The organism is Marinobacter halodurans, from assembly GCF_004327985.1.
Lineage (GTDB): Bacteria > Pseudomonadota > Gammaproteobacteria > Pseudomonadales > Oleiphilaceae > Marinobacter_A > Marinobacter_A halodurans.
This window is the reverse complement of record NZ_SJDL01000035.1, coordinates 15,915-33,538: the sequence shown is the minus strand read 5'-3', so window position 1 is coordinate 33,538 and position 17,624 is coordinate 15,915. Positions and strand designations below refer to the sequence as shown.

Annotated in this window: 16 protein-coding genes; 2 read left to right on the top strand and 14 right to left on the bottom strand. The window is 66.3% G+C overall.

Annotated features, from left to right (window positions below):
• The first annotated feature begins 139 nt into the window (after nt 1–139).
• On the top strand, nt 140–1,081 hold the full coding sequence (locus tag EZI54_RS18425; RefSeq protein ID WP_131483354.1) for a DUF2914 domain-containing protein: 942 nt from the start codon (nt 140–142) through the stop codon (nt 1,079–1,081).
• Nucleotides 1,082–1,106: 25 nt separating this feature from the next.
• Here EZI54_RS18425 and cobF read toward each other — a convergent pair whose 3' ends face one another.
• Genes cobF through cbiE form a run of 4 tightly spaced genes read right to left on the bottom strand, consistent with a single transcriptional unit; the run spans nt 1,107 to nt 4,244 of the window.
• Complete coding sequence (gene cobF / locus EZI54_RS18420) at nt 1,107–1,871, bottom strand: precorrin-6A synthase (deacetylating) (RefSeq protein ID WP_131483353.1); 765 nt, start codon at nt 1,869–1,871, stop codon at nt 1,107–1,109.
• A complete protein-coding gene (cobM, locus tag EZI54_RS18415; RefSeq protein WP_131483352.1) occupies nt 1,868–2,674 on the bottom strand; it encodes a precorrin-4 C(11)-methyltransferase in 807 nt (268 codons plus the stop codon). Before cobM ends, cobF begins: the two co-directional genes overlap by 4 nt.
• A complete protein-coding gene (locus tag EZI54_RS18410) occupies nt 2,671–3,036 on the bottom strand; it encodes a cobalamin biosynthesis protein (protein ID WP_131483351.1) in 366 nt (121 codons plus the stop codon). The genes cobM and EZI54_RS18410 overlap by 4 nt, the downstream gene beginning before the upstream one ends.
• Nucleotides 3,033–4,244 carry a precorrin-6y C5,15-methyltransferase (decarboxylating) subunit CbiE gene (gene cbiE, locus EZI54_RS18405; protein WP_207389271.1) on the bottom strand — a complete coding sequence of 404 codons (1,212 nt, stop codon included), beginning with the start codon at nt 4,242–4,244 and terminating at the stop codon, nt 3,033–3,035. The genes EZI54_RS18410 and cbiE overlap by 4 nt, the downstream gene beginning before the upstream one ends.
• Here cbiE and EZI54_RS18400 point away from each other — a divergent pair.
• Nucleotides 4,243–4,989 carry a cobalt-precorrin-6A reductase gene (locus EZI54_RS18400; RefSeq protein WP_131483350.1) on the top strand — a complete coding sequence of 249 codons (747 nt, stop codon included), beginning with the start codon at nt 4,243–4,245 and terminating at the stop codon, nt 4,987–4,989. The two genes, cbiE and EZI54_RS18400, sit on opposite strands and share 2 nt — an antisense overlap.
• On the opposite strand, the gene cobJ is transcribed toward EZI54_RS18400, so the two are convergent.
• From cobJ to EZI54_RS18350, 10 genes are read right to left on the bottom strand one after another with little or no spacing between them, the layout of a single operon-like run.
• A complete protein-coding gene (gene cobJ, locus EZI54_RS18395; protein ID WP_131483349.1) occupies nt 4,965–5,714 on the bottom strand; it encodes a precorrin-3B C(17)-methyltransferase in 750 nt (249 codons plus the stop codon). The genes EZI54_RS18400 and cobJ overlap by 25 nt on opposite strands.
• On the bottom strand, nt 5,711–6,436 hold the full coding sequence (cobI, locus tag EZI54_RS18390; protein WP_131483348.1) for a precorrin-2 C(20)-methyltransferase: 726 nt from the start codon (nt 6,434–6,436) through the stop codon (nt 5,711–5,713). The genes cobJ and cobI overlap by 4 nt, the downstream gene beginning before the upstream one ends.
• Nucleotides 6,433–7,062, bottom strand: coding sequence for a precorrin-8X methylmutase (locus tag EZI54_RS18385; protein ID WP_131483347.1), 630 nt, complete (start codon nt 7,060–7,062; stop codon nt 6,433–6,435). The genes cobI and EZI54_RS18385 overlap by 4 nt, the downstream gene beginning before the upstream one ends.
• Nucleotides 7,046–8,197, bottom strand: coding sequence for a cobalamin biosynthesis protein CobG (locus EZI54_RS18380; protein ID WP_131483346.1), 1,152 nt, complete (start codon nt 8,195–8,197; stop codon nt 7,046–7,048). The genes EZI54_RS18385 and EZI54_RS18380 overlap by 17 nt, the downstream gene beginning before the upstream one ends.
• On the bottom strand, nt 8,187–12,038 hold the full coding sequence (gene cobN, locus EZI54_RS18375) for a cobaltochelatase subunit CobN (RefSeq protein ID WP_131483345.1): 3,852 nt from the start codon (nt 12,036–12,038) through the stop codon (nt 8,187–8,189). Before cobN ends, EZI54_RS18380 begins: the two co-directional genes overlap by 11 nt.
• Complete coding sequence (gene cobW / locus EZI54_RS18370; protein ID WP_131483344.1) at nt 12,038–13,138, bottom strand: cobalamin biosynthesis protein CobW; 1,101 nt, start codon at nt 13,136–13,138, stop codon at nt 12,038–12,040. The genes cobN and cobW overlap by 1 nt, the downstream gene beginning before the upstream one ends.
• Nucleotides 13,129–14,520 (bottom strand): cobyrinic acid a,c-diamide synthase CobB, encoded by a 1,392-nt coding sequence (locus tag EZI54_RS18365; RefSeq protein ID WP_131483343.1) that lies wholly within the window; start codon nt 14,518–14,520, stop codon nt 13,129–13,131. Before EZI54_RS18365 ends, cobW begins: the two co-directional genes overlap by 10 nt.
• Entirely contained in the window at nt 14,520–15,113 is a 594-nt protein-coding gene (gene cobO, locus EZI54_RS18360; protein ID WP_131483342.1) for a cob(I)yrinic acid a,c-diamide adenosyltransferase, read from the bottom strand. Before cobO ends, EZI54_RS18365 begins: the two co-directional genes overlap by 1 nt.
• Nucleotides 15,110–16,822: an AAA family ATPase gene (locus EZI54_RS18355; RefSeq protein WP_131483369.1), complete on the bottom strand. Its 1,713-nt coding sequence runs from the start codon at nt 16,820–16,822 to the stop codon at nt 15,110–15,112. The genes cobO and EZI54_RS18355 overlap by 4 nt, the downstream gene beginning before the upstream one ends.
• Nucleotides 16,803–17,570, bottom strand: a complete 768-nt coding sequence (locus tag EZI54_RS18350) for a CbtA family protein (protein WP_131483341.1) — start codon at nt 17,568–17,570, stop codon at nt 16,803–16,805. The genes EZI54_RS18355 and EZI54_RS18350 overlap by 20 nt, the downstream gene beginning before the upstream one ends.
• Between the last annotated feature and the right edge of the window lie 54 nt (nt 17,571–17,624).

Below are 17,624 nucleotides of genomic sequence, written 5' to 3'. Positions count from 1 at the left end.
CGCTCAACCATGCGGCCTGCGCCAGCTCTGCAGGCTGCCGACCGTGGTGACGCCTATCGTGGTCCGCGATCTGTTACAAAATGTATCCCCAGCCTAGAATAGGCGGTCAACCCGATTTCAATGGAGACCGTCCAGACCCATGAGTGACAACAGGCCAGCCTACAACCTGCACATTCGCGCTGCTACCCGCCGGTCCGACGCATCGGGCCAGGAGATCGTGGTGTACCACTGGGGACGGATTCTTGGCGTTTTTCTGGTCGGCGTGATCGTGCTGGCCATCCTCGGTTTTCTGCTCTGGTCCTGGGTCAGCGGGTCCGGCGCGACGGATAACCAGTCCCGACTGGTCGCCGCTGGCAAGGTGGTGACCCAGGAACCGGCCATGCCGGAGCCATCGACCCCAACCGCAACGGAGAATTCTGCCGGCGAGCCCATGAACGGCCTACCGGAGACGGTAGAGACGGTTGAATCGCCACAAACCGGGTCGCAACCCTCCGATGCGCAGGCTGAGTTGGCCGAGCCTGGCGCGCCGGTCAGCGATGACACGCAAGCCGAGACGAACGCCATCCCCGACGAAACGTCGGCTACGGGGACCGGGATGGTGCTGACCCGGGAGCCTGAGCCCTCGGTGATTGCTGATCCCGCCCAGGCCCCGGAGCCCACCGACGACACCGGATCTGACAATTTTGCGGTCGAAGAGCCGGCGCCCGAGCCCTCAATCGACGATGGCGACAGCCGCGTGGACATCACCTCCGATCATTTGCTCCGTGCGCAGCTTACGCCGGCCGTCGACGGGCATGAGCCGACCACCATGCTGCCGTCGGTAGTGCACATGGGCGATGACGACCTGATCAAGGTGTACTACTTCAACGAACTCAAGGGTTTGAAAGGCCACACGGTCTATAACGACTGGTACCTGGGGGACAAGCGCGTGGCCCGGGTACCGATCGATGCCTATCTCGACCAGATGCGGGCATTCAGCAGCAAGAACATCAATCGCAGCATGCTGGGGGACTGGCGGGTGAAGACGGTCACCGATGAAGGGGACGTCCTGGCGACGGGTCATTTCCGGGTTGTTGAATAGCGACCAACCCAGTCGGGAGAGCCCGTCAGAGCAATGGCTGACGGGCGATCAGGTAGATGTCCATAATCCAGCCGTGCTGTTCCCTTAACGCGGCCCGACGTGCCTGGATCATGGGCCCCGCCTCACTTAGCGGACCCTCGATCAGGCACTGCTTGTCCATGCCCAGGTAGGCGCCCCACCAGATGTGGAGGCCATCGGGGGACAAGGCTTCAAAGGCACCGCCGCTGTCCAGCATCACGGCCACCGAAGCGGCCCCCTCGGGCCAGCCCCGCTCGCGCAGACGGCGTCCCGTCGTGATCTGGACCGGTTCGGCCAACGCGTTCAGCGGGATGCGATGTTCGGCCGTCAGCACCTGCAGACTGGTAATCCCCGGCACCACCTCCACATCCACGTTACGACCGGCCCGATCCAGGCGCCCGGCAATACGCAGGCTGCTGTCATACAGGGACGGGTCCCCCCAGATCAGCATCCCCACGCGGCCACCTTCAGGCAGGTGCCCGGTGATCAGGGACTCCCAGACCCGGGCAATCGCCGCGTGCCAATCGCCAACAGCGCCGAGATAGTCCCCGTCCGCTGACCGCCTGGGGAGATCGAACTCAACCACGCGGGCGCCGGAGTCATCCGACAACAACGTTTCGCAAAGCAGACGCCGCAAATCCACCAGGTCGGACTTGGCGTCGCCCTTGCGCGGCAACAGGATCAGGTCGGCCTCATTCAGTGCGCGCACGGCCGCCAGGGTCACGTGGTCGGGGTTGCCGGTGCCGATGCCAATCAGGGAAAGGTGGATCATGGTGCCTCGCCCTCCCCGTCGGGCCCTGTCCCGGCAAACGGAGAATCCGCTGATTGCGGGCGGAAGCGGCGATCGTAGCCGATCGCATACAGGCTGCTCTCCGTGAAGTCTTCGGCGGCCAGCGCCGGGCCCACCAGGATCAGGGCCGTCCGGTTCATGGCCGGCTCCAACTTCGCTTCGATGGTGGCCAGCGTCCCGCGCAGTACCCGCTCATCCGGCCAGCTGGCTCGCCAGACGATGGCCACCGGACAGTCGGCACCGTAGAACGGCGTCAGGTCTTCCACCACCCGGGTCAGGTTATGGATCGACAGGTGGATCGCCAGCGTCGCCCCCGTGCGCGCGAAATTGGCCAGGGTTTCGCCCACCGGCATGGCGCTGGCGCGACCGGGCGTACGGGTCAGGACCACCGATTGCGCCACACCCGGCAGGGTCAGTTCCTGGCCGAGGGTGGCAGCAGCAGCGGCGAACGACGGCACGCCGGGCGTGATCGCATAGGGAATGCCCAGCGCACGCAGACGCCGGAGCTGTTCGCCCAGCGCGGACCAGACCGAAAGGTCACCGGAGTGCAGCCGCGCCACATCCTGTCCCGCCTCATGCGCGGCCCGTATCTCGGCGACGATCTCATCCAGGGACATCGGTGCCGTGTTGATGATGCTTGCCCCCGGTGGACAATGCTCCAGCATCGCCTCCGGGACGAGCGAGCCGGCGTAGAGACACACCGGGCAGGACGCGATCAGGTCCCGGCCGCGCAGGGTCAACAGGTCAGCCGCGCCAGGGCCGGCGCCAATAAAATGGACGGTCATGGTGTCACTCCTTCAGCCATGGCGGCGGTGGCCATGCGGTCACCGGAGACCAGGCGGGGCCCCAGCAACCGGCTGCCGGGACCGGCTCCGAGCAGCGCCACCGCTTCGGCCACGCTGCCCGCCCCTTTGACCTGCCTACTCGCCACCGATTGGGTCGGCGTCTCGATACCGGAAAGCTCGTCATCCGCGACCGGAATGACCGGTAAAGCCAGACCGTTTGCCAGGGCCCTGACCAGCGGCAGCATGGATTCGGCCACCGCCAGGCGATCAACCGGGCCGTGGCGTTCGATCAACTGGTCCAGCGCATCCTGCAGGGCCGTTACGGTAGCTGCCTGACGAAAACCGAAACCGGCGACCTTCACAGGATCACCCGCCACTGCACGATGGGATAGCTGGCTTTCCAGCCCCGGCGGGTGCCGATGGGCCCGGCGTGGCTCAACTCGAGCCGCAGTAAGTCACCGCCCTGCGACTGTTGCCATTGGGCCAGCAGGTTTTCGGATTCCAGTGTGACGGCATTAGCCACCAGCCGGGTACCGGGCGGCAACGTCTGCCAAAGCGATTCCAGCAGGACATCAGAGAGGCCGCCACCAATAAAGACGGCGTCCGGCAGAGGCTGATCCGCCAACACCGCCGGCACGGCACCCTCGACCACATCCAGCCAGTCGACACCCAGGGCCTCGGCGTTACGCCGGGCCCGGGCCGCGCGCTCGGCAGAGCGTTCAAACGCAATCGCCTGGTTGGCGGGGTGGGCCAGCAACCACTCGATGGCCACCGACCCGGAGCCGGTCCCGACATCCCAGAGTCGCTCTCCGGGTTTTGGCGCCAGGGCGGACAGGGTCATGGCCCGTACCGTTTGCTTGGTGATCTGACCATCGTGCTCAAACAGGTGGTCCGGCAAACCGGGGGCGGATGGAATGGCCTCCCCGTCGCCCCGTATGTCCAGCCCCAAGGCCACCGGATGCCCTATGGAATCCGGTACGTCGCCGCTCGCACTGGCCTGGCGCACCCGCTCGCGCTCACCACCCAGCGCTTCGAGTATATGCAGCCGCGTGTCACCGAATCCCCACTGGTTGAGCTTCTGCATAAGCTCCGCAACCGCGTCCCCGTCGCGAACCAGGACCAGCAGGCGCCGCCCCGGATGCAGGCTGGGACGGATCCGGTTGATCGGCCTGGCATGCAGACCCAGGCATGTACACTCCTCCAGCGCCCAGCCCAGCCGGGACGCCGCGAGGCTGAATGTTGACGGCGACGGCAGGGACAGCCATTCGTCCCGGTCCAGGTAACGCGACAGCGTGGTGCCTGCGCCAAACCAGAAGGGGTCCCCGGAAACCAGCATCACCACCCGTCGGCCACGCTCGGCCAGGAGTTGGGGAATGCCATCGGCAAACGGCACCGGCCACTCCCGTACTTCGGCCTCCACCGTCGGCAGCAGGGACAGGTGGCGGCGTGCCCCGAAGATCAGATCGGCGTCGTCCAGCGCACGCCGGCTTGCCGCGGTCAGGCCGCCTGTGCCACTCTCCCCCCAGCCCAAGATTGTCAGCCAGGGAGCGCGATTAGCGTCAGCCATCATGAAAGTCCTGATTCTCGGTGGAACCACCGAAGCCAGTGCCCTGGCCCGGGTTGTCGCGGAAAGCGGTATTCCAGCCCTGTTCAGCTACGCCGGGCGCGTGGCCAGCCCCAGACCGCAACCGATGGAGACCCGCGTGGGGGGCTTCGGCGGCGTCGATGGCCTGGCCCGTTTTCTCGCAGCCCACGGCATTACCCACCTGGTGGACGCCACTCACCCGTTTGCCAGCCGGATGAGCCACAACGCCGTGGCGGCGGCAGATCGGGCCAGCGTGCACCTGATGGGCCTGACCCGCTCGCCCTGGACGCCGATACCGGGCGATCGATGGCAGCAGGTTCCGGATATCGAAGCCGCCGTGGACGCCCTGGCCGGACCGGCCGAGCGGGTCATGCTGGCCATCGGCCGCATGCATCTTCAGGCCTTTGCCCGTCAGCCGCAGCATCATTACCTGCTGCGTTTGGTGGATGCCCCGCAGGCTGCGATTCCTCTGGCCCATCACACGGTCACCATCGATCGCGGACCGTTTACCGTCGACGGTGATCGAAACCTGCTGACAGCCCATGATATCGACCGCATCGTCTGCAAGAACGCCGGCGGCAGCGGCGCCGACGCCAAGCTCACCGCCGCCCGCGAGCTCGGCCTGCCGGTACTGATGATCGATCGCCCGCAGCCGCCCCCGCGCCAGGAGGTCCACACGGTGGATGACGTGCTGGCCTGGCTGGATCACGGGGCCGACCTCGGGGTGTAGACCAGCGGGGTTCCGCTGCGCTCGATCCGCCGCGTCTGGCTGGAGCCCACGATCACCAGCGTGCGCATGTCCGCCATGTCCGCCGTTGCCTCGCCCAGTGTGGTGACATGTACGTCCTCTTCGTCCGTGGACACCGCCCGGGCGAACACGATCAGCCGATCCGGCCCGCACATGTCCCTCAGGACGGCCAGCGCCTCTGCGAATCCCTCCGGGCGAGCCCGCGAGCGCGGATTGTAGAAGGCCATGGCAAAATCGGCTTCCGCCGCCAGGCACAGACGTTTCTCGATCAACAACCAGGGCTTGAGGTTGTCCGACAGGTTAATGCAGCAGAAGTCGTGGCCCAGCGGCGCGCCGACCCGGGCGCTGGCGGCCAGCATCGCCGACACCCCGGGCAGCACGCGGATATCCAGGGTCCTCCAGTCCGCCTTGCCGGATTCCACCGCCTCGAAGACCGCCGACGCCATGGCAAAGACGCCGGGATCGCCGGACGACACCACCACCACTCGATGCCCGTCCGCCGCCATCTGCAAGGCATGTTCGGCACGCCGTATCTCCTCCCGGTTATCGGAGCCATGGCGCACCAGGCCCGGGCGGGAGGGCACCCGCTCGACGTAAGGTAGATAGCCAACCACATCGGTCGCACTCTCCAGGGTGTGAGTCACTTCCGGTGTGATCATGGACTCGGCGCCGGGACCCAGCCCGGCAATGGTGAGCCAACCACTCATGGACGCCTCCCGTTTCCGTGGATCAGCAGTATTGAAAAATAGGGGGCGGTGTCCCCGGCCTCGCTGAAGGGGATCACCCGCTCCCGGGACATGGCCGCATACTCGATCAGCCACGCCTCGTGCTCCCGGCCCGCCGATGCCAGGGCTCGCCGGACCTTGGCGAGGTTGCGGCCGATCTTCATGACCACCAGCGCATCGGTTTCCGCGATTTTCCTGGCGAGCGTTGTTTCCGGCAGCGTGCCCATGGCGACCGTCATCACATCGTCACCCCAGGTCACCGGCTGGCCGGTAGCCGTCCAGGCCGCCGACATGCCGGTAATGCCGGGAACCACGTTGACCGGGACGGCATCCCGCAAACGGGTGTACAGATGCATGAACGAGCCGTAGAAGAACGGATCCCCCTCGCACAGCACCACCACGTCGTGGCCGGCCCGTGCGATCTCGATCAGTTGCGCAACGCTGGATTCGTAGAAGGCCGACAGCAACGCGTTGTAGCGCGGATCGTCGAACGGGATCTCGGTGGTCACCGGGTACTCCATCGGCAACTCGACCGCAACCGGGCCGATCATCCCCTCCACGATGCTGCGCGCATGCCCCGTGCGCCCTTTCTTGCGAAAATAGGCCACGTGGGATGCCTGCCGGATCAACCGGTCCGCCCGCACGCTCATCAGATCCTGGGCGCCGGGACCGAGCCCCACGCCGAAAATGGTGCCAGTCGTCATTCGGTTCGATCCGCTATGGCATTGATGGCCGCAACGGTGACGGCGCTGCCACCCAGCCGGCCGCGAACGATGCAGCACGGTACGGGCGCCGCTTCCCACAGGGCGTCCTTGGATTCGGCGGCGCCGACAAAGCCCACCGGACAGCCGATAATCGCCGCCGGTCGCGGGCAGTCCGGGTCTTCGAGCATGTTCAGCAGGTGGAACAGCGCCGTCGGGGCATTGCCGATGGCGACGACCGCGCCCTCGAGGTACGGACGCCAGAGCTCCAGGGCTGCGGCCGAACGTGTGTTGGCCATCTCCCGGGCGAGACCGGGCACCCGTTCGTCATGCAGGGTGCAGAGGACCGGGTTGTCCGCCGGCAGGCGTTTACGGGTGATGCCTTCGGACACCATCCGCGCGTCGCAGAGAATGGGCGCGCCCTGCTCCAACGCGGCGCGGGCGCGGCTGACCGCGTCGCCGTGAAAATGGATGTGCGGCGCCAGTTCCACCAGACCGGCGGCATGGATCATGCGAACCGCGACCGGTTCTTCATCCGCCGAGAAACGCGCCAGTTCGGCCTCGCGCCGGATGATCGAGAAGGACTCCCGGTAGATCGCCGGGCCGTCGGTTTCATAAACGTGAGGCATCAATGCTCTCCAGGTAATCGCATACGTCGGATGGGTCCAGGTCGGTTGCCGTGGGCAACCCGTCCGCCCGACCGTCCAGAATCAGGTCAAACCGGCCCCGCCGCCCGACCAGGCAAATCGGCGCCGACACACCGGTTGCGCAGCCCTTGCTGCAACCGGACACATGCAGGCGGCTGCCAATGCGCTGACTCAGGTCCGCCGCCAACGACTGGGTGGCCACACTCGCCTGCTCGCAATACGGCGCCCCGGGGCAGGCATCGACCGATAGGCGGGGATCCATGTTGTCGCTGATCAGGCCGTCCAGGGGCTGGGGCATAGCGCCTTCCAGCAATAGCCGACGCCAGGGTGTCACCCGCACATGCCGGGCTGCGGAGCGTTCCACGGCGGTTTTCAGGACCGCTGCATGGATGCGGCCCAATGGCAGGCCGAAGACGGCTCCCAGGGGGTGGCGCCCCAGTTGCAGCGGCGTCGTGGCACGGGCCGGTTTGGCCGATTCAGGCGCCCATCCCGGCAACGGGACGTGATGCCGTCGAACCCGTCCGGCCTCGTTGCCGCCGCTGTTAACAAACCAGTGGGCGAGATCGACCATCAGTGAAACGGCCTGCTGGACCGAATCCACCGGCGTGCCCAACGGCCGGCCATCGGCCCGGACCAGCAGCCGGCTGTCGTCGCCGCGTTCGAGCCGGAAATCGGCGGACACATTCGTCAGGCGCGGCGCGGGCCCGGCATCCATCGCAAAGCCCACCTTGCCGGGTAGCTCCGGCAAGTCCGCCAGACGAGCCGTCAGCAGACGGGCCGCGACATCGGTGTCATCGCCCTCCTGCCAGTCCGGCACGAGCATAAGGTTACGCCGGGATTCGGTGGCCGGGTCCGGATCGATCAGCCCCTGGTCCGCCAGATCAGCCATCAACGCCGGCCAGCTCTCTTCGGAAATGCCCCGAAGCTGCAGGTTGGCGCGGTTGGTCAGTTCGACAAGCCCCGAACCATGCGCCTCGGCCGACCGGCATACCGCCACAAGCTGCTCACCGGTCAGGCGGCCGCGATGGGGCCGGATACGGACCAGTAGCCCGTCGCCGGACGCCATGGGACGCCAGGCGCCGGGGCACCAACCTTTCACGCGCGCTTCAGACACCATGGGCGCCCCCTTCTCCGGCCATCGCTGCCGGAGCCCGTTCCTGGGCGTCGTCGATGTCCAACAACAGATCCTGCAACGCCTCGCCATGCTCCCCGGGCGCCTGCCAGAGTCCTCTCTGGACCGCTTCCAGAAGCCGTTCCGCCATCTCTTCCAGAGCGGACGGGTTGTGCTCGCGCAGGAACCGCTGGTTATCGGGATCCAGTACCAGGGCGTCGGTGACCTGGGCGTACTGGTAGTCGGCCACCAGGTCGGTCGTGGCGTCGTAGGCGAACAGGTAGTCCACGGTCGCCGCCATCTCGAACGCGCCCTTGTAACCGTGCTCGCGCATGGCCCGGATCCACTTCGGGTTGAGCACCCGGGAGCGGATCACGCGGTTGAGTTCCTGGTTCAGGGTGCGGATCTCGGGCCGTGCCGGATTGGCGTGATCGGCGTGATAGATCGCGGGGGCCTGGCCGCTGAGCGCCCGGCTGGCGTTCGCCATGCCGCCCTGGAAGGCGTAGTAGGTGTTGGAATCGAGAAGGTCGTGCTCGCGGTTGTCCTGGTTCTGCATCACCGCATCCAGGTTACCGAGCTGTCGCTCGAAGGCCTCGCGCGCTTCCACCCCGGTGTCCTCCGTTTGCCCATAGGCATACCCCCCGGCCTTGAGGTAGGCGTCGGCCAGGTCGTCCGCGGTGTTCCAGTGGCGCCCGTCGATCAAACGGTTGAGGCCGGTTCCATACTCGCCGGGCTTGCTGCCGAAAACGCGGTAGCTGGCCTGACGAAATGCCTCGTCTTCGTCGATGCCATCGGTCACCAGGACTTGCTGGCGCGCCCGGACCGTATCCCGCAGCGTGTTGTCGTCGCCGGGTTCGTCGTATCGGGCAACGGCCTGCACCGCCGCGTCATACACCCGGATCACGTTGGGAAAGGCATCGCGGAAAAAACCCGAGACCCGTAGCGTCACATCGACCCGCGGACGTTGCAGCAGCATGGTGGGTATCACTTCGATGTCGATGACCCGCTGCGATCCGGCGGACCAGATGGGCCGCACGCCCATCAGGGCGAACGCCTGGGCAATATCGTCACCACCGGTGCGCATGGTGGCGGTGCCCCAGATGGACAGCCCCAGCCGACGGGGAAAATCACCGTTATCCTGCAGGTACCGCTCAACGAACGCCTGGGCGGATTTCTCCCCCAGTGTCCAGGCAGCCGGCGATGGAATGGAGCGGTTATCGACCGTGAAGAAATTGCGCCCCGTCGGCAAGGTGTCCAGCCGGCCGCGACTGGGAGCGCCGCTGGGTCCGGGTGGCACGCTGTATCCGGAGAGCCCGTCCAGCAACGACTGTATTTCCAGTTCGGCGCCCCGGCGCATCGCCGCCCAGACCGTTTCCCGGACATAACGGCATTGGGTCGCGGTCGCCGGATAGTCCCGGGCCAGCGCATCGAGACAGCCGTCTTCGATGACCCGCTCGCGAACCAGGCGTTCGGCCAGCTTTTCAAGGCGCTCCCGGGTATCGGCCGCGGTCCGCCAGGGCGCCTCGTCCATCCCGGCCAGTACGTCAGGCTGCGGTCCCGTCCAGGGTTCGGCGCCAGCGCTCAGCGGATCGAAGTCGCCGAGTCCGAGGTCGGCACTGAGATTGTTAAGGAGCCCGCGATCCACAATCGCTTCCCCGCGAGGCAGCCTCAGGATGGCAACCAGTGTTCCTGCCAGCTTGTCGCGCTCCGGCAAGGTGCCGAGCACATGCAGGCCATGACGGATCTGCGCTTCCTTGATATCGCACAGGTAGGTGTCCAGCTCGTTGAGCAGCGCCTCGTCACAGCCGGTATCGATGTCCTGCATCAGTTCCCGGTCGATGCCGGTGGCCCGCAGGTGCTCGACGATGCGCCGCCGCAGCAGCTCTTCCCGGCGTGGATCCATGCCCAGCGCCTGGTAGTACTCGTCGGTCAACGCCTCCAGCTCCGCCATGGGGCCGTAGAGTTCGGCCCGGGCCAACGGCGGCATCAGGTGATCGATGATGACGGCCTGGGACCGGCGCTTGGCCTGGGCCCCCTCCCCCGGATCGTTGACGATAAACGGATAGAAGTGCGGCAGCGGCCCCAGGACGATGTCCGGCCAGCAGTCCGCCGACAGCGCGGTGCTCTTGCCCGGCAGCCACTCCAGGTTGCCGTGCTTGCCCACGTGGATCACCGCATCGACGCGGTAGTGCTCCCGCAGCCACAGGTAAAACGCCAGGTAGCTGTGCGGCGGCACCAGCTCGGTGTCGTGGTAGGTCTGTGTCGGGTCATCGATGAAATCCCGCTCCGGCTGGATGCCGACAAAAGTTTCGCCCAGGCGGACGCCGGCAATCATCAGCCGACCCTGGCGGTATTTGGGATCATCGGCCGGAGTGCCCCAGCGCTGCTCAATCCGATCCTGGAGGGAGCGCGGTAATGTCCGGAACCAGGCCAGGTAGTCCTCGACAGCGAGGCTCTGCCAGCAGGAACGGAGGTCATGGGCGGCAGGATTGTTGGTGACCGCGCCCTGCAACAGCCGGATCAGGGCATCGCCGTTTTGCGGCACCTGCTCGAGGGGATACCCCTGCTCCGCCAGGGCGTTCAGGATCCTGACCGTGGAAGCCGGTGTATCCAGCCCTACCCCATTGCCAATACGGCCGTCGCGGTTGGGGTAGTTGGCCAGGACCAGTGCCAGGCGTTTTTCGCGGTTGGTTTTCGTCCGCAGGTCGCAGAAGCGACGGGCCAGTTTGGCAACAAATTGCGCGCGTTCGGGGTGCAGCACATGTCGAATGACCGACAACTGGCAGCGGTCGCTGTAATGGGACTCGGTCTTGAAGCCGACCGCGCGGGTGATAATGCGTCCGTCCATTTCAGGCAGCACCACCTGCATGGCGACGTCGCGGGAACGCAAGCCTCCGCCCTGGGTCTCCCAGTCCTCCCGGGTACTGCTGGAAAGGATGGCCTGCAGCACCACGGGACGTCCCGCAAACAGGCTGTCCGGCTCCGCACCGTTCGACAATGCCGTGTCGTCGGGGCTGCGGTTGACGGAAAAACCGGTGGTGTTCACGATCAGCCCAGCAGCTGTCTGCGCCATCAGGTGGTTGACGAAAGCGACGCAGCTCGCTTCCTTGAGCGATGCGACAGCGACAGGCAGTGGCTCCAGTCCCTCCCGTCGCAGCGCATCGATGAGCCCATCCAGCACCGCGGTATTGGCGCCCAACAGATGGCTGCGATAGAACACCAGCAGGCACACCGGGCGGCCCGGCGTCTGGTTGGCCTGCCATTCCCTCAGTGTCGCCTCCTGTCCGGGACCGTTACCGGGCGCATACAACAAGGCCTCGGGCACCGCACGCGGCTCCCGCCACGGTTTGTCCAGCTCAAGGTAGCGGGCGCCGATGAATCGCAGTAGCTGCTCGGCATTGTCCGTGCCCCCTTCCCGGAGAAAGCGCCAGACACGGTGCGCGTCTTCAAACGGGACGGTCGACGATGCCAATAGCGCGTCATCCGGTGCGTCGCAGCCCGGCACCACAATCAGGTGCCGTTCCGGAGCGGCCCCGGCCCAGGCCAGCAGCCGCTCGAACCCGTACGGCCAATAGGCGCTGCCACCCAGCAGCGAGACGATGACCAGCCGGGCGCCTTCCAGCACCCGATCCTCGTACAGGTCGTAGGCGGCCGGTTTGACCAGGTTCATCCAGTTCGCCAACCGCACCGGCGGGTAGCTGTCCCCCAGGCGATCGACCGCCTGCGCCAGCGCCGCAAGGCTGCTGTCGGCGGCGGACAGGATCACGACATCGGCGGGGCTCTGTTGCAGGTCGACGATGCCTTCGTCGTCGACGAAGCCCCCGGGTTTGGCGGCGAACAGGTGCATCAGGCGGTCGCGGTCATCTCAGTGGAGGTCAATGCAGCACTAAGGGCGTCGACATCCAGGTGCTTGCCGATGATCACCAGCTGCGTCCGACGCGCTTCGTCAGCGCCCCAAAGCCGGTCGAAATGGCGGTCCAGCCGTTCTCCGACCGCCTGCACCACCTGGCGCATGGGCTTGCCCGGGATCGCCGCAAAGCCCTTGGCGCGATAGATCTCGTTGTCCTTGAGCAGTTGCTGCAGGGTGCCGGCGAAAGCCTCGGCATCCACTTCGCCAAGGCTGATCACGCAGGAATCGAAGTGATCATGGGCATGGTCGTGATGGGCACCATGGGCGTGATAGCGGTCGTGGTGATTGTCGACGCGGTCGATATGCGCCTCACTGGCGGCCCCGATGCCCATCAGGGCCTCAAGCTGGGCGCTGTCCTCCGCCAGTGTCGCCTGGTCGATAAACAGCGACTTGACCGCCGGGGCGACCCGATTGCGCACCAGTTGCTCCACCCGCCGGCGCTCCTCGTCGCTGAGCAGGTCGGTCTTGCTGACCAGGACCAGGTCCGCTGCACCGAGTTGGTCTTCAAGCAGTTCGCGCAGGCTCGGGTCGTGGTCCAGGTTGTCGTCGGCACGGCGCTGGGCCTCGACCTTCTCCTCATCGCTGGCATAGCGGCCGGCGGCCACCGCCGGACCGTCGACCACCGTGATGATGGCGTCGACCGTGCAGTGCTGGCGTACCTCCGGCCAGTTGAAGGCCTGGACCAGCGGCTTCGGCAAGGCCAGGCCGCTGGTCTCGATCAGGATATGATCGATATCGTCCCGGCGCTCAACCAGCTTCTTCATCACCGGCAGGAATTCCTCTTCAACCGTGCAGCAGATGCAGCCGTTGGCCAGCTCGTAGATCCCGCTGTCGTCCCCCTCAACCGGTTGCTCTTCCTCGCAACCCAGAGCACAGCTGCGCAGCAGGTTGGAGTCGATGTCCTGCTCGCCAAACTCGTTGACGATCACCGCAATCCGTTTGCCGGTCACCTGACGCAGGATGCTGGCCAGCAGCGTGGTCTTGCCGCTGCCCAGGAAGCCGGTGACGACCGTGGCGGGAATCTTGTTCAGTTGCATCCTTGGGACTCCTTCAACTCGATGGCCGTGTCGGTTGCCGGCGTGTCAACGCCAAACAGCCGAGCCATGGCCGCGGGATTATTCGGGAAAAACAGGTGAAGATAGGTGGCCGTGAGCCGGCGCCGACGGAAGATGGCTTCGCCGGGAGCGGGATGGCGCTGTCGGCGACCGTGTGCGATCGGTTCGGGGGTACCTTCGGCCACCGAGCGGTGGTGAGCGTGACCGCGCACCGGCCCCTCCGGCAGGTCGGCGGTCTGCATGCCCTGGCAGCCCCGGCGGCCACGCATCCAGCCCGCACCGGGTAGCAGGCCCAGCATGGCATGGGTCCGTCCGTCGTAATCGGTGAGGCCCTCAAGGCAGTACAGCAGCCCGCCGCACTCGGCCAGGATCGGTTTGCCCGCTTCGTAAAAGGCGCGGATGGAGGCCTGCATCGCCGTGTTTTCCGCCAGTCGGGCGCCGTAAATCTCTGGATAGCCGCCCGGAAGCCAAAGGGCATCGCTGGGTGGCACCGCCCTATCGACCAGCGGCGAGAAGAAACGCAGTTCCGCGCCCATCGCCTCCAACAGGTCCAGGTTGGCCTGGTAGATGAAGCTGAATGCGGCGTCCCGGGCAATCGCGATAACCCGTCCATGCAGCGATGGCAGGGCTTCAGGATCGTCCACTCCGGTTGGCTCGAACGGGACCGGTGGCAACGCCAGGAGCCGGGATACCAGGTCTTCTGCCTCAAGAGCCTTCGCACCGGCATTGAAGCGGATTTCCAGGTCATCCCGAATCTCCGCCGCCTGCACCAGTCCCAGGTGCCGCTCCGGAAGGGCGATGTCCGCATTGCGGGCGACGCTCGCCAGCAACGGCACGGATTCCGGCAGGGCCTCCTCGATCAACTCACGGTGCCTCCGGGAGCCGCAGTTGTTGGCGACCAGCCCCAGAATCCGGACGTCGTCGCGGAATCCGGCGAGGCCGGCCATCAGGGCGGCGGCGGTTTGGGCCATGCCTTTCACATCCATGACGACCAGCATGGGGATGTTGAAGCGGGCGGCGAGGTCGGCGCTGGACGGTTCGCCATCGAACAGGCCCATGGCGCCTTCCACGAGAATCAGGTCGGCTTCGCGGGCTGCCACGTGGAGCCGCTGCCGACAGTACTCTTCACCGGCCATCCACAGGTCCAACTGGTCGACCGGCTGCCCGGACGCTTGCTCCAACACCTGCGGGTCGAGGTAGTCGGGCCCGGTCTTGAACACCCGCACCACCTTGCCCTGATTGCGCAGCAGGCGGGCGAGCGCCGCAGTCACGGTAGTCTTGCCCTGCCCGGACGCCGGCGCCGCGATAAAGACCGCGGGACACCCGATCGCGCCTGCGCCATCAAAGGAATCGTGCGCACTCATCAGAACTCGATCCCAGCCTGGGCTTTGACTCCGCCGCGGAACGCATGGCGCTCGTCCTGCACCACACTGATGGTATCGGCGATTTCCTGCAGCGGCTGGGCCATGGTGCGGCCGGTAATGATCACGCTCTGGTGGCGCGGCCGCTGCTGGAGCGCGGCAACCACCGGCTCGGGGTCCAGGTAGCCGTACTTGAACATGTAGCTCATCTCATCGAACACGATGAGCTGGTAGGCGGGGTCTTTCAGCAGCCCCTCGGCCACCGCCCAGGCCGCCTGCGCCGCTTCAATATCCTGCTCGCGGTTCTGGGTCTCCCACGTGAAGCCGTGGCCCATGATGTGCCAGTCCAGATTGGGGTACTCGCGGAAAAAGCGGTATTCGCCGGTCTCCCGCCGTCCCTTGATGAACTGGATCACGGCGCCTTTCTGGCCGTGGCCCAGGGACCGCGCCAATGTGCCGAAAGCCGAGCTGCTCTTGCCCTTGCCGTTGCCCTTCAACAGGATCAGCACACCGCGCTCTTCGGTGGCGCGGGCGATACGGCCATCCACGACATCCTTTTTCTTCTGCATCCGGCGGGCGTGCATCTCGTCGCTCATAAAGCCTCCATGGCGGGCAGCGTCTGGTAGGACGCGCCCAGTTGTTCAGCGATTTGCGGGCCACGCCCGCGCTTGATGGCCGACTGCTCGGTGTCCACCACGACGCACTCGCCCAGCCCGGGCAGGTCGGCCAGGGACTGGCGGGTGCGGCCGTCGGTAATCAGGTAGGTGCGAATCTGCAATCCGGGTTCCCGACGATGCCATTGCCGGATCAAACGGGCTGCGCGCTCGATCGCTGCCCGCAGGGGTGTGCCACCGCCCCCATGGGCCGAATCCAGTTGCGTTGCCAGCACCTTGGGCGACCTGCGCCGGGACAGGACAGGCTGTACGCCGTCGTTGCCGAACGTCAGTACCGTGATCTGTTCACGGGCCGCATAGGCCTGGCGGGCCAGCGAATCCACCAGGCCCTTGGCTCGACCCAGCAACCGGTGGCCCAGGGTGGAACCGGACGTGTCCAGCAGGACCAGGTGCAGCATCGGCTGGCCAGCGCGCGCCTTCCGGAAACGCAGTTCCCGCAGGGGCCAGGCACCCCGGTTGGCCGTCAGCGTCGCGAACCAGTCGGGCTTGCCGGTTGTCTGGCCGGTCTGGCGCTGTCCCGCCTGATGCCCTTTCCGGGTGCGCAACGCCGGCGTCGCCACGGGCTGTCTGGTAACACGCCGCGGCGGCGATCCAGGCGGTGGCCGCCAGTCGACGGCTTCGGTTTGCTGGACCACCGGCGGCATAGCACCCCACTGCCCCTGGTCGCCTGCCCCGTTTTCCTGGCGGCCGCTGCTGGTTTGCCCCTGTCCGCCCGAATTCCGGGAGCCTCCCGACGGTGGCTTGGTGGATTCCGGCGGAGGCGTGGTTCTGCGGTGTGCCAGCACCCAGGGTTCGACGGCTTCCAGATCCTCCAGGCCCATCTCCCCGACGCCGCGCCACGCTGCGTGGGCCTGGGCGGCCCGGTGCCAGGTGACATCGGCGCGCAGGCCTTCGACCCCGGCCGCTTCACACCGTTCGGCGATGTGCGGGTAGATCCACTCCGGCGTAACCACCGAGACCAGCCGCGCCTGGGCCTCCGCGATGCCCTGCCCCAGGGCGCGTTGATCCTCGGCGAATCGCCGGCAGTAGTCATCGGGATCGCGTTCGAAGGCTTCCCGCTGCTGGACGATCGCCACCCGTTCGGCGACCGGTACCGAGCGCTCCAGCTCCAGGCAGAGCCCAAAGCGGTCGAGCAATTGCGGGCGCAGTTCGCCCTCGTCCGGATTCATGGTGCCGATCAGCGCAAAGCGCGCCGAATGACGATGGCTGATGCCCTCGCGTTCCACCGCATTGACGCCCCGGGCTGCCGCGTCCAGCAGCAGGTCGACCAGCGTGTCCGGCAGCAGGTTGACTTCGTCCACGTAGAGGACGCCACCGTCTGCACTCGCCAGCAGTCCGGGCTGGAAGGTCACTTCGCGATCGGCGAGTACGCCCTTCAGGTCGAGGCTGCCGATCAGGCGATCTTCACTGGTTCCCAGGGGCAGGTTCACGAACGGCGGCCGCTCGCCGTTGTCGCGGACGGGAAGAATGGCCGCGAGTGCCCGGGCCAGCGTGGACTTGGCGCTTCCGCGGGGGCCGCTGATCAAGACGCCGCCAATCCCGGGGTTGATGGCGTTCAGGATCAGGGCTGTTTTCAGGGCGTGCTGGCCAACGATGGCCGTAAACGGAAAATCAGGCGGAAGCGTTGGCATCACTCAACCGTCCCGTATCGGAAAGTCGCTTCAGGACCAGTGCACAGAGCACCCCCGCCAGCAGCCAGAAGCCGAGATTCGCCAGGCCGGACGCCCAGATGAACCGGTGGTGCAGCTCGGTCAGGGCGAGCACCGCCTCCGGATCGGGATTGGCGAAGACCGCTCCCTCGTGGGAAGGCACAAAAAACTGCGGAGCAATGAGCAGTGGCACGCCCAGAAGCCGTTTCCAGCCGGTTGCCAGGAAGAGGACACCGAGGCCGGTTGCGGCGCACGCCACCGTGACGACCCACCAGCTCTGCCGCAGCTCCAGTGCGGCTGCACTGGCGCCGGGAATCTCCGGCGGCAGGCCTATCGACGGCGCGACAAACACGGCCAGGAAACCCAGTGCGCCAAGCAGCAATCCCTGATGCGCTTTCGGGGCGATCCGGCCCCTTTCACGGAGCTGGTTCATCAGGACCAGCAGGATCGCGGCAAAACCGATGCCGGCGAAGACGTTCGAGATGGTGGTGAAGAAGAGGCGCTCTGCGCCGTCCGCCGGTGCCCAGGCGTCGTCGCCATGCTGGTGCCCGCCGGCTTGCTCGCCGTGGTCGTGACTGGCGTGGTCAGTGTGGTGAACCACAGGCTCGGGGCTTTCGTATTGTTCGGCAGCAAGAATGATGGGCGAGGTGCCCACTGCCTGAAAGGCCGTCATGGCCAGACCAAGCGCCACCCCAACCAGACAGGCGCTCAAAATCAATGAACGGAACATGGTTTTCCCTCCGATGAAAACACAGGATCACGCGGCGCCTTCAGCCGATCAATG

Excerpts from the sequence above, each read along its gene's own strand:
- cbiE (WP_207389271.1), bottom strand. The coding sequence starts at position 4,244 with ATGATGGCTGACGCTAATCGCGCTCCCTGGCTGACAATCTTGGGCTGG.
- EZI54_RS18380 (WP_131483346.1), bottom strand. The coding sequence starts at position 8,197 with ATGGTGTCTGAAGCGCGCGTGAAAGGTTGGTGCCCCGGCGCCTGGCGT.
- EZI54_RS18365 (WP_131483343.1), bottom strand. The coding sequence starts at position 14,520 with ATGAGTGCGCACGATTCCTTTGATGGCGCAGGCGCGATCGGGTGTCCC.
- cobO (WP_131483342.1), bottom strand. The coding sequence starts at position 15,113 with ATGAGCGACGAGATGCACGCCCGCCGGATGCAGAAGAAAAAGGATGTC.
- EZI54_RS18350 (WP_131483341.1), bottom strand. The coding sequence starts at position 17,570 with ATGTTCCGTTCATTGATTTTGAGCGCCTGTCTGGTTGGGGTGGCGCTT.
- cobW (WP_131483344.1), bottom strand. The coding sequence starts at position 13,138 with ATGCAACTGAACAAGATTCCCGCCACGGTCGTCACCGGCTTCCTGGGC.
- cobF (WP_131483353.1), bottom strand. The coding sequence starts at position 1,871 with ATGATCCACCTTTCCCTGATTGGCATCGGCACCGGCAACCCCGACCAC.
- cobJ (WP_131483349.1), bottom strand. The coding sequence starts at position 5,714 with ATGAGTGGTTGGCTCACCATTGCCGGGCTGGGTCCCGGCGCCGAGTCC.
- cobM (WP_131483352.1), bottom strand. The coding sequence starts at position 2,674 with ATGACCGTCCATTTTATTGGCGCCGGCCCTGGCGCGGCTGACCTGTTG.
- cobN (WP_131483345.1), bottom strand. The coding sequence starts at position 12,038 with ATGCACCTGTTCGCCGCCAAACCCGGGGGCTTCGTCGACGACGAAGGC.
- EZI54_RS18425 (WP_131483354.1), top strand. The coding sequence starts at position 140 with ATGAGTGACAACAGGCCAGCCTACAACCTGCACATTCGCGCTGCTACC.
- EZI54_RS18400 (WP_131483350.1), top strand. The coding sequence starts at position 4,243 with ATGAAAGTCCTGATTCTCGGTGGAACCACCGAAGCCAGTGCCCTGGCC.
- cobI (WP_131483348.1), bottom strand. The coding sequence starts at position 6,436 with ATGACGACTGGCACCATTTTCGGCGTGGGGCTCGGTCCCGGCGCCCAG.
- EZI54_RS18355 (WP_131483369.1), bottom strand. The coding sequence starts at position 16,822 with ATGCCAACGCTTCCGCCTGATTTTCCGTTTACGGCCATCGTTGGCCAG.
- EZI54_RS18385 (WP_131483347.1), bottom strand. The coding sequence starts at position 7,062 with ATGCCTCACGTTTATGAAACCGACGGCCCGGCGATCTACCGGGAGTCC.